Annotated in this window: 9 protein-coding genes; 6 read left to right on the top strand and 3 right to left on the bottom strand. The window is 44.8% G+C overall.

All coding sequences use genetic code 11. The annotated features are described in order from the left end of the window. Positions 1 to 1,008 precede the first annotated feature (1,008 nt). Together G589_RS0107065 and G589_RS0107060 are read right to left on the bottom strand one after the other, a co-directional pair. Positions 1,009 to 1,824 (bottom strand): TraX family protein, encoded by an 816-nt coding sequence (locus tag G589_RS0107065; RefSeq protein ID WP_026521606.1) that lies wholly within the window; start codon positions 1,822 to 1,824, stop codon positions 1,009 to 1,011. 17 nt (positions 1,825 to 1,841) lie between these two features. Then, a complete protein-coding gene (locus G589_RS0107060) occupies positions 1,842 to 2,993 on the bottom strand; it encodes a DUF3048 domain-containing protein (protein WP_051192229.1) in 1,152 nt (383 codons plus the stop codon). Positions 2,994 to 3,140: 147 nt separating this feature from the next. On the opposite strand from G589_RS0107060, the gene G589_RS0107055 reads away from it, so the two are divergent. From G589_RS0107055 to G589_RS0107040, 4 genes are read left to right on the top strand one after another with little or no spacing between them, the layout of a single operon-like run. Further along, positions 3,141 to 4,742, top strand: a complete 1,602-nt coding sequence (locus G589_RS0107055) for an MBL fold metallo-hydrolase RNA specificity domain-containing protein (RefSeq protein ID WP_026521604.1) — start codon at positions 3,141 to 3,143, stop codon at positions 4,740 to 4,742. A 14-nt stretch (positions 4,743 to 4,756) separates the two neighbouring features. Next, positions 4,757 to 5,608 (top strand): thymidylate synthase, encoded by an 852-nt coding sequence (thyA, locus tag G589_RS0107050; protein ID WP_022768712.1) that lies wholly within the window; start codon positions 4,757 to 4,759, stop codon positions 5,606 to 5,608. Between the two features lie 17 nt (positions 5,609 to 5,625). Continuing rightward, positions 5,626 to 6,117, top strand: coding sequence for a dihydrofolate reductase (locus tag G589_RS0107045; protein WP_026521603.1), 492 nt, complete (start codon positions 5,626 to 5,628; stop codon positions 6,115 to 6,117). Continuing rightward, entirely contained in the window at positions 6,114 to 7,016 is a 903-nt protein-coding gene (locus G589_RS0107040) for a diacylglycerol/lipid kinase family protein (RefSeq protein ID WP_035775549.1), read from the top strand. The genes G589_RS0107045 and G589_RS0107040 overlap by 4 nt, the downstream gene beginning before the upstream one ends. Here G589_RS0107040 and G589_RS0107035 read toward each other — a convergent pair. Further along, a complete protein-coding gene (locus G589_RS0107035; RefSeq protein ID WP_026521601.1) occupies positions 7,009 to 7,920 on the bottom strand; it encodes a UbiA family prenyltransferase in 912 nt (303 codons plus the stop codon). The two genes, G589_RS0107040 and G589_RS0107035, sit on opposite strands and share 8 nt — an antisense overlap. Positions 7,921 to 8,093: 173 nt before the next feature. Here G589_RS0107035 and G589_RS0107030 point away from each other — a divergent pair, with 173 nt between their 5' ends. Further along, positions 8,094 to 10,088, top strand: a complete 1,995-nt coding sequence (locus G589_RS0107030; protein WP_026521600.1) for an FAD-dependent oxidoreductase — start codon at positions 8,094 to 8,096, stop codon at positions 10,086 to 10,088. Next, a complete protein-coding gene (locus G589_RS0107025; RefSeq protein WP_026521599.1) occupies positions 10,081 to 11,037 on the top strand; it encodes a polyprenyl synthetase family protein in 957 nt (318 codons plus the stop codon). The genes G589_RS0107030 and G589_RS0107025 overlap by 8 nt, the downstream gene beginning before the upstream one ends. Positions 11,038 to 11,046: the final 9 nt, after the last annotated feature.

Here is an 11,046-nt window from a genome sequence, read left to right as displayed (position 1 = left end):
TCACCTGATCAACAAAGAACTCCTTAAATTCGAGAGTAAACGTCATCCTATGTGGAGTGATAGAATGTGTATACGGATTCTGAGCAATCACTTCGATTTGCTCGCTTGTGTAGCTTGGTTTTCTTTTTGGATTCATACAGATTCCCCCCTTTGCTCATTATACCAGCAAAGACAGCCTAATCTGTGTCCACATATCGGAAATGTAATAGATATTTCCTGGAAAGTATATTTTTTTACTGCCCATTTCGTGTCCACGTCTTGAATCTGCTGCAAAAATACTGCCTAAATAGTTTTAATGACGTGTCCACTTTCTGGGGTCCATTTTAATGGACATTTCAGCTCAACCTTACGGTATATATGAAGTTTTTGCTCAGGGACAGTAGCCCACAATGGATTACATCAAATTCCATTACGGTATATATGAAGATTTTGCCCAGGGACAGTAGCCTACCATGGATCACATCAAATTCCATTACGGTATATATGAAGATTTTGCCCAGGGACAGTAGCCTACCATGGATCACATCAAATTCCATTACGGTATATTTTAAGTTTTCGCTCCAGGACAGTAACCCTCCGCGAATCACCCCAAATTCCATTACGGTATTTTTTAAGTTTTTCTTCTAGGACAGTAGTACTCCCTGAATCACGGTTTCCCCGTTACGGTATATTCTGAATTTTCCCTTCAGGACAGTAAATCTGCGCCTCCGGGTCATCTGCCCCACTGCTCCCCCATTCATCTACCCTATTGGCCGGCCATACCCTAAGCAAACACTTGCACAAGGGGCTTTCCCTGCCTCGGCGCGCATACCTTCCCGGAAGGTTCCCTTCTGCCGGCCCCCTTAGTGACCTAAACGCATGAAATGCCAAAACGTCAAGAATGGGCGCTTTTTGCCCACTTGCCTTGTTCTTGACGTTTTGGCATTTCATGCTACAATCCCCGAAACCAGGGGGCGGCAGAAGATACATCAACGACGCATATCGCAAACAGCATAGATTCTCACGGGATCAACCGTACATCAAACATCTAAGCACATAAATCAGGAAAATATGCACCGGATAAAATGCATAGAACAAATACTTCAGATTTCCAATCTTTCTGCCTCTCTTATGGTTGTAGAAATAAAGAAGCACAAAAGAAGGAAGAGCATAGTACTCGGTGCCTAGGAAACTCAACTCCAAATATCCCGCTACTAAATTGAGAGGGGACTGGTATCTGAGCAAGTAGAAGATAAAGATAAGCCCAACGCCAAAGCCATGGTAATCGCTGTGAATACGTTCTGCAACAAATATTCCGAGTCCGCAGGCAAGTCCGGCTAAAGTGTAAGAGGCCCAGAGCGGAATAGGAAACTTCTCTCTAAGCTTGCCAATAAAGAAATCAGCAGCCCAGATAACAATCAGCCCGATAAGGAGCGTGAAATACACATTGCACCTATCCCAGATATGATCAAGGTTGGCGCTAAGGCACTCAAAGAAATTGATGTTAAAGACTTCTTTCTTCGCAAAGAAGGTTATATCAAAAAACGGTTCTGAAATTATGCCAAAAAGTAACAGGCTAAGAGCGTATCTTAGCCTGCTTTTTGTATGAATGAATCCTTCCACGATCAAAAAGCAGAATATCGGAAAAGAATTTCTGCCGATGCCACGAAGGATATCGTATATAAGCTTGATCTTCTCAAAAGGAATATCATCAGGATAAAGGCCGGCTCTTACAACCGGAAGCATTATACCTGCTGTTAAGTGGTCCAGAAGCATAACAAGACATGCAATCACTTTAAGAGTGTTACTGCTTATTTTCTTCATGCCATCTGAAATACCACTCATAAATGCTCCTAAATGATTTACTCGAAGATGACTTTGTCCCAGGTGTCGTCAGGAACAAGAGCGATGTAAGTCTTACCTGTGTTGATCTGAAGTTCTTCGCCTGTCTCGTCGTAGAACTTGGTTACACCGGTCTCGCTGGTCTTGGCCCATGTGCAATCTTTAGCTACACCGTTTGTGAGATACCATGCATACTCGCCTGAGCCGATGCAGTTGTAGATAAGGTATCCGTTCTCATCGAGCTGAGCGAATGAGCATTTCTGAAGGATTACGTTCTTGAAAGTAAGTGGCTGCTCGTTTGCTGCATCAAAGTACTGATCGCCGTACTCATAGTACTCATAAAGACCTGTATCAGCATTGTACACAAGCTTGGATGAGTTGTGTGTGAAAGGAAGAATAACACCGTTTGCTGTGTATGATCTGTCATACTTCTCATCGAGCTTGATCTCTTTGCCGTATTCAACGAAATTGAAGTGGCTTCCCTCGTTTGCATACTGGTTGTAAGTTGCTGAGATGTTAAATCTCTCAATGTCTGACTCAAGGTCACCGTTTAAGATGTACTCGGTAAACTCTCTTGACTTACCGTTGTCTACTCTTGAGAAGTAACCTGAGATGTGATCCTTAGCCCAGTCCTTAGCAAAGTAAGCATCGTTGTGGTAAGGGCCTCCGTCGTGGCAGAGGATTGCGTTCCACTCTGAAGCAAGAAGGATGTTGGTAGGTCTTGTGCTTCGGATGCTTCCGAGCTGGTCGATTGATCCCCAGTCCTTAACAACGCACATAAGTCTTGTGATTCTGTCGTTCTTGGTGCTTTTCATGAGCTCATAAACAACATCAGCTTTTGTTGTATCAAAGTGAGGAAGAGCAGTGATCTCGTTGTCGACCATGGCTGCGATAGGGCGCTGGTCCTTGATATCCTCGCTGATAGGCTCACCTGTGAGCTCTGAAAAATACATTCCTTCAGGAAGCACGTAAGGCTCGTCAGTATCTACAGGTGCCTCCTCTTCTACAGAGGTCTCCTCGGTAGCAGTATCTGTTATCTGTTCAAAAGAAACTCCGCTGCTTGATTCGCTGTCATCGCCGCCTTCAGGTGTTGATCCGCAGGCTGCTAAAGTCACGAGCATTGCGGCACTAAGAATAGTTGCAACAGCTCTTTTACCATATGTTCTAAACATTTTCATAATCTCCTTATTTTAATTGAAAATAATCAATCCTTTATATTCTACCAAAACCACAGGGGTTTTTCCATGCCTTTTACATGAAAGTTTCATGGTATAATAAAGAAAACAGCAAGACTATAATGATTTTAGGAGGCAGTGCTTATGAAACTGATGTTTATTGGTGCTGACCATGAAGTTACCGGAAGCTGTCATTTTATCGAGGCTGCAGGCAAGAACATCTTAGTTGATTACGGAATGGAGCAGGGCAGGAATTACTTTGAAAACGTGCCACTGCCTGTATCTGCGCCGGAAATTGATTACGTGTTCCTGACACATGCTCATGTGGATCATTCAGGAAATCTCCCACTCCTATATGCAAAGGGCTTTAGAGGCAAGATCTTTTCAACAGAAGCCACAGCAGAACTGTGCAACATAATGCTCAGAGACTGTGCCCACATTCAGATGCAGGAGGCAGAGTGGAGAAATCGTAAGGGAAAAAGAACTAAGGAAATCGACATAATTGAGCCCACTTATACCATGGAAGATGCAGAGAATACCATCAGGTGCTTTGTTCCCTGCAGTTATGGTACTGAGATCAATGTTTGTGAGGGCATTAAGATCAGGTTTACCGACATCGGTCACCTTCTTGGTTCCTCCAGTATCGAAGTCTGGCTTCAGGAAAAGAATGTGGAGAAGAAGCTTGTCTTTTCCGGAGATATAGGAAACAAGAATCAGCCGCTTATCAAGGACCCTCAGATGACGGAAGAGGCCGACTACGTAGTTATGGAATCCACCTACGGCGACAGGCTCCATCCCGGCGAGAGACCCGATTATGTAAAAGAGCTTGCGGCTATTCTGGACAAGACCTTTGCCCGGGGAGGAAATGTTGTGATCCCTTCCTTTGCAATCGGCAGAACCCAGGAAGTGCTGTATTTTATAAGACTTATCAAGAGGGGGCAGCTGGTCACCTCGAAGCCTGATTTCAAAGTATTTGTTGACAGCCCTCTGGCGGTTGAAGCCACAGAGATCTTTGAGAGAAATCAGTATGATTGTTACGATGATGAGGCGCTTGAACTCATCAGGAAACATATAAATCCGATAACCTTCCCGGGACTTAATCTGTCCATCACAACAGAGGAGTCCAGGGCCATCAATGAGGACCCGGAGCCCAAGGTTATCATCTCTGCAGCCGGAATGTGCGACGCAGGCAGAATCAGACATCACCTTAAGCACAACCTCTGGAGAGAAGAGAGCACTATTTTATTTGTAGGATATCAGTCCGTTGGAACCACGGGACGTGCTATCATAGACGGAGCAGAACAGGTCAAGCTCTTTGGCGAGACCATCGACGTAAAGGCAGAGATAGCCAAGCTTGAAGGCCTCTCAGGCCACGCTGATCACAACGGCCTTATTGAGTGGATAGAAGGCTTTAAAAAGAGACCTAAGAAGGTATTTGTTGTACACGGCGAAGACAGCGTATGCACCTCATTTGCCAAGTGTCTTGCAAACGAGCACGGGTTCGATGCTTACGCGCCTTACAGCGGAACAGAATTTGACATAATCTCCGGACAGATCATGAAGGAAGGAATTCCTGTTCCGGTCAAGAAGAAAGAATCTACACTTGTTTCCGATGTCTATGCCCGTCTTAAAGCCGCAGGGGCAAGGCTTATGGGCATCATAGCCAAGGCAGAGGGAATGACCAACAAAGACAAGGCGAAATTCGCAGATCAGATAAATTCGCTGTGTGATAAATGGAGTAAATAAAGGGAGGAGTAACTATGGCAAGAGCGGATGAGATTTTCATCGACATGTGCAGGGATATCCTGGACAATGGCACCTCAACCGAGGGGGAGAAGGTAAGACCACACTGGCCGGATGGAACACCGGCGTACACCATCAAGAAATTCGGTGTTGTAAACAGATATGACCTTTCTAAAGAGTTCCCGATCATGACTCTGAGAAAGACAGCTCTTAAGAGCGCAACTGATGAGGTTTTGTGGATCTACCAGCAAAAGAGCAACAACATCCATGACCTCAACAGCCACATTTGGGACGAGTGGGCTGACGAGACAGGATCTATCGGAAAGGCCTACGGCTATCAGATCGGTCAAAAGAGTATTTACAAAGAGGGTGAGTTCGACCAGATGGACAGGGTTATCTATGACCTCAAGAACAATCCTTTTTCAAGACGTATCATGACCAATACATATGTCTTTTCCGACCTTCACGAGATGCATCTCTACCCCTGTGCTTACAGCGTGACCTACAATGTAACTCAGAAGAAGGGCGAGGATAAGCTAACACTTAATGCAATCTTAAACCAGAGATCACAGGACGTTCTTGCAGCCAATAACTGGAACGTTGTTCAGTATGCTGTTCTGGTGCACATGATCGCTCAGGTATGCGACATGAACGTAGGAGAGCTGGTGCACGTAATCGCCGATGCTCACATCTATGACAGACATGTTCCGCTCATCAAGGAACTCATTGAGAGAAAGCCCCTTCCGGCGCCCAAGTTCCATCTCAACCCGGACATCAAGGACTTCTACAAGTTCACCAGAAATGATGTGTCACTTGAGGGCTACGAGGTTTCAGGTGAGCAGTTAAAAGACATACCGATCGCCATCTAATAACGGAGGACATATAAATGCAGGCAATTGTAGCAGTGGACAGCAACTGGGCCATTGGAAATAAGGGACAGCTCCTGGTGAGCATCCCTGCGGATCAGAAGGACAACTTCAGGGCAAGGACCCTTGATAAGACCATAATCTACGGAAGAAAGACTCTTGAGACCTTTCCTCAGAAGATAGTTCTTCCAAAGAGAAGAAACATCATCCTCTCAACCAAACCCGACTACGAGGTAAGAAACGCAGAGGTCGCACATAGCAGAGAGGAGCTCCTTGAACTTATTAAGGACGAGGATCCGGATGATGTATTTATCATCGGAGGAGCCAGTGTTTATAAGGAGTTTCTTGATGACTGTGACAAGTGCATCGTGACCTTCATCGACAAGGAATATGAAGCAGATGCTTATTTCCCAAACCTTGACAAGATGCCGGAATGGGAGCTTACAGAAGAGAGCGATGAGCAGGTTTATTTTGACTTAACATACACATACAGGATTTATACAAGAAAATGACTAGAAAAAGAGCTTTAGTACTTATCAACAAGACTGCCGGAATGGGCAGAGCAGGTAACGATACCTTCGACATAGTGAAAAAACTTGCGGAGAACGGATATGAGCCGCTGGTTTATCCGATTATTCCGGGGACAGAACTGTCCTCGGAAATTCTTCTTTCGCAGTATGATGGGAAGATTGATATGGTTTTGTGCAGTGGCGGAGACGGTACTCTTAACCACGTCATGAGCGCGATTATGGACATGGACCAAAAGCCGGTCCTTGCCTATGTGCCTGCGGGAAGTACCAATGATTTTGCCAAGGGTCTCGGTATTCCTGCTCAGCGTTCCAAGGCTATAGATATCGCTGTTTTGGGAAAAGAGTATACGTATGACGTTGGAAGGATTGGAGAGCGCTACTTTAATTACGTGGCTGCCTTCGGAGCTTTCTCCAAAGTGAGCTATGCTACGGATCAGGAGCTTAAGAACGTTCTTGGTTATGCTGCTTATGTCATCAGCGCCATTGCAGAGCTTCCGCAGAACATCGGCTACAGCACTCATATGAAGGTAGAGGCTGAGGGCATAAGCGAAGAGGGCGATTATCTTTTTGGTGCGATAAGTAATTCGGCTTCGGTGGGTGGAATGAATCTGTTCGGTGATTCGGATATCCATCAGGACGATGGTAAGATGGAGCTCATGCTTATCAGATCTCCCAAGAATCTAGCGGAATTCAATGCGATTCTGACAGCTCTTGCCACCAGAGAAGAAGGTAACCCATACATCACCTTTAAGCAGGTAAGGTGGGCTAACTTCTATTCTGAGGATGAGGTGGAATGGACTCTCGATGGTGAGTTTGGCGGTGCTTATAAAGAAAGCAGAATTGAAGTTGTCAATAAGGCAATAACCATCAGAGTTAAATAACAGCGCTTACAATTATTGCTGCTAAAATGGAAATTCCATAGCAGGTGTTTATTATGATGAAATTCTTTATGGATGTTATAAAGGTCTTTTCCTTGATCTGAGCATCCCTAAAGGTGTGAATGTTCTTAATTACAAGTGGGAGTGACAGGAAGTAGATCAGGGCTATAGGATGCAGGAATCTGCATATCACCATAAGCGCAACTGATACATAGGTTCCGTAGTAGAGAAGTGCATAGAGGCGCACAGCCCACTTCCTTCCTATATAGTAAGCAAGAGTAAGTCTTCCTACCGCAGTATCCTTCTCAATATCGCAGGTGTTGTTAGCCAGCATGATGTTGGCTGTGGTAAAGGTTGTAACCAGCGAAAACAGGAAGAAGGAAATAAAAGGCATAACATTTATGCTGAGGTTTATTGTCTCAAATGAAAGGCTAAGAGCCAAATAGTGAGACGGATTATTTATATACATCATAAGAAAAGGAATGAACATTCCGTATGCAACGCCTGAGATAACCTCTCCGAGAGGAATCCTGGAGATGGGTATCGGGCCAAAGGTATAAAAGATTCCGAGAAGGAAACATAATCCTCCAAGAAGCAGAACGATGATCCCGGTATTAAATGCAAGGTACAGACCAAGCACAGTACTGATACCGAGCATTACCATAATGGAAATAAATGCGCTCTTTCTTGGAATAGGAAGCATCTCGGGATAATCCTTGCTGTCAATGTAGTTATTGATGGCAGTGGTTGTCAGATCAAATAAGAACATGGCGATAAAGAAAATAGCCATGAGCTTAGTATTTATCGGCTGTTTCTCATATATCATAAAAAGCATTGTGTTAATATATGCGAACAGACTGGTTATCTTTGTGGTTATCTCCACGTACTTCAAAAATTTTTTTATCATTGGTATCTCCTCAAAGTCAGATGTTTACTGACGTTTTAATAAAAACGTTTTTACGTTAATTAGATTTTGCAAAATAAATTGCGATTAAATATTGTCGTACACAATTAATTATGCTATCATATCGATACTCATTAAGCAATATTTCATTTGGATGTATTAAAGGAAGGATAGTTATGACTAAGATTGTTGTAATCGGTGCCGGCTACGCAGGCGTACTGGCTACCAAGAAACTCGAGAAGAAACTTCGTAAAAAGAAATTACTGGACTCCTGTGAGATAACCATTATTGATAAGCATCCTTATCACACCATGCTCACAGAGCTCCACGAAGTAGCTGCTTGCCGTGTCGGCGAAGAGAGCATCAAGATGAACCTCAAGCAGATCTTTGATGGCAGAAAGGTCAACGTTGTTCTTGATACAGTTACAGGAGTTGATTTTGAGAATACTACCGTCAAGGGTAAGAATGCTGAGTACAGCTATGACTACCTTGTTGTGGCAGCAGGTTCCAAGCCAACATACTTTGGCGTTGAGGGAGCTGAGAAGTACAGCTACAAGCTCTGGTCCTATGATGATGCTGTCAAGCTTCGCGACAGGATCCATGACTGCTTCAGAATGGCTGCAGATGAGACTGATCCTGCAAGGAAGAAAGAGCTCCTTAGCTTCTACGTTGTAGGTGCAGGCTTTACCGGCGTAGAGATGGTTGGTGAGCTGGCAGAGTACACACCAATTCTTTGCAAGAGATTTGGCATCGACAGAGAAGATGTAACCATCGTTGATGTTGACGGACTTTCACGTCCCGTTCCGATCCTGCCTGAGAAGCTTTCCAATAAAGTAGATAAGAGACTTCGCAAGATGGGCGTTGACGTTGTCATGAACGCACAGGTAGTCGGAGTTGGTGAGAACTTCATTAAGCTCAAGAAGGGCGACGACATAACTGAGCATGTAGCAGGAACAGTTATCTGGACTGCAGGTATCGAGAGCTCAGAGATAACAGCTTCTATTGCCAAGGAAGTTAAGAGCGGCGGAAGAGGTCGTATCGAAGTTGATGAGTATCTCAGAAGCGTTGACCATGAGAATGTTTATGTAATTGGTGACAACATGCTCTACACAGCTCCCGGCGAGGAGAGACCTGTTCCTCAGATGGTTGAGAACGCTGAGCATTCAGCTGCAGCTGTAGCTAAGAACATCATGGTTGCCATTACCGGAGAGGGAGAAAGAGAGAGCTATGCTCCTAAGTTCCACGGCGTAATGGTATGCGTGGGCGGTCGCTACGGTGTTGCACGAGGTGGAATGGCCAAGCACCAGATTAACTTCGCATCATTCTTTGCAATGTTTGCCAAGCACTTCATCAACATAATCTATTTCATTCAGGTTATGGGATGGACCAAGGTATTCAGTTACCTTACACATGAGTTCTTCACTATCAGGAATAACAGAAGTTTCCTTGGCGGACACTTCTCCAACAAGACACCGAGCTTCATGATGGTTCCTTTAAGAGTATGGCTCGGAGCTGTATGGGTATTTGAAGGCGTTATGAAGATTGTTGAAGGGTGGCTCCAAAAGCCAATGCTCGAGGGCTTCTTTGGCGGTGCAAACTCATGGTTTGATTCACTTCTTGGAAGAATCGATCCCGCAGCTGTTGATGCAGTTTCATCCGCAACCACAGAGGTGGCAGACGCTGTTGCATCTGCTTCAACTGAGGTCGCTGCTGCAGTTAATACAGGAACAGTAATTTTTGACTGGAACCTTGGACTCTTTGAGATGATCTTTGTATCAGGCACGGAGCTTGCCAAGTCAACCATTTCAGATTTTGCATTCAAGCTTCAGGTTCCTTTTGTTGACTGGATTGTAGAGAATATGGTCCTTTCAAGTGATGCAATGACAATGTTTATGCAGGGCTTTATTGTTGTTCTGCAGATTCTTATCGGCCTCGGACTTATGGGAGGATGCTTCACATTCCTTTCAGCAGCAGTTTCACTGGTACTCCAGGCTATGTTTGTAACTACAACAGGTCTTTACCTCAATACCTTCTGGATGATCTTCGCAGGTCTGGCAGTAATGTTTAACGGCGGACGTTCCATCGGAATTGACTACTATCTCATGCCATGGCTTAAGAGCAAGTGGAAGAAGGTTAATTGGGCAAGAAAGTGGTATTTATACAATGACTGATCTTTACATGGATTATGATAAAGCCTTTGAAATGGTCCGGGAGGAAGCATCCGGAATCATAAAAAGAGCTCCCGGACTCATAAGGGGCTATACCTCTTATCTTACAGAGGCTCAGGGCAAAATGATGAGGGCAGCAGCTACACTTGCCTGCTCTATGAAGGAAGAAGAGCAGGTTCCAAAGGATGCAGTGATCTTTGCATCTGCAGTAGAAACCCTTCATCTGGCAACACTTATTCATGACGACATCATGGATGATGCAGATCTTCGAAGAGGTCTTGTAACTCTCCAGAAGAAGTCAGGGAAAAGAACTGCTGTCATCTGCGGCGATTATCTTCTTGCCGCTGCCATGAGACAGCTCTCAAGGGCTGAAGAGAGAGACAGATACAAAAAGTTTGATTTCTCCAAATATGTTGAGAGAGTTGCCTTGGGAGAACTTAGGCAAAACATCAACAACAGAAATTACAGGCTGGATGTCTTTAGATATCTGGCGATCATAGACGGCAAGACAGCTGCGCTGTTTGAAGGCGCATATCACGCAGGAGCTCTTGCAGGAGATGAGGATGAGGAGCGCATTAAGCTCTTCAGAAAACTGGGACGTTATACAGGAATCATCTTCCAGCTCACCGATGACTGTCTTGACTATGAAGTCTCAGAGAACAAGGCGGGTAAGCCTGTTCAGTCAGACTTCGAAAACGGCGTTATGACAATGCCGTTTCTTCACGCCCTCGCTCAGGATCCTTCTCTCGTGTCAGTAGCCGAGAGTGGGAACCTGTCAAAGGAAAGAGTAATAGAGGAAGTGGCAAGACATCAGGGAGTAAGCTTCACCCACAAGATGGCAAAGAGCTATTACGACAGGTGCTGCGATATCCTTGATGAGCTTGCACTTACGGGCAAGAGAAAAGAAGTCCTCGCCGGCATCTTAGAGAGAGCCTATAGAGGCCTTAACTGATATTTTGGC

The organism is Butyrivibrio sp. VCB2001 (assembly GCF_000423965.1).
Taxonomy (GTDB): Bacteria; Bacillota; Clostridia; order Lachnospirales; family Lachnospiraceae; genus Butyrivibrio.
Note: the sequence above shows the minus strand (reverse complement) of the source record. Positions and strands in the feature narration are given on the sequence as shown.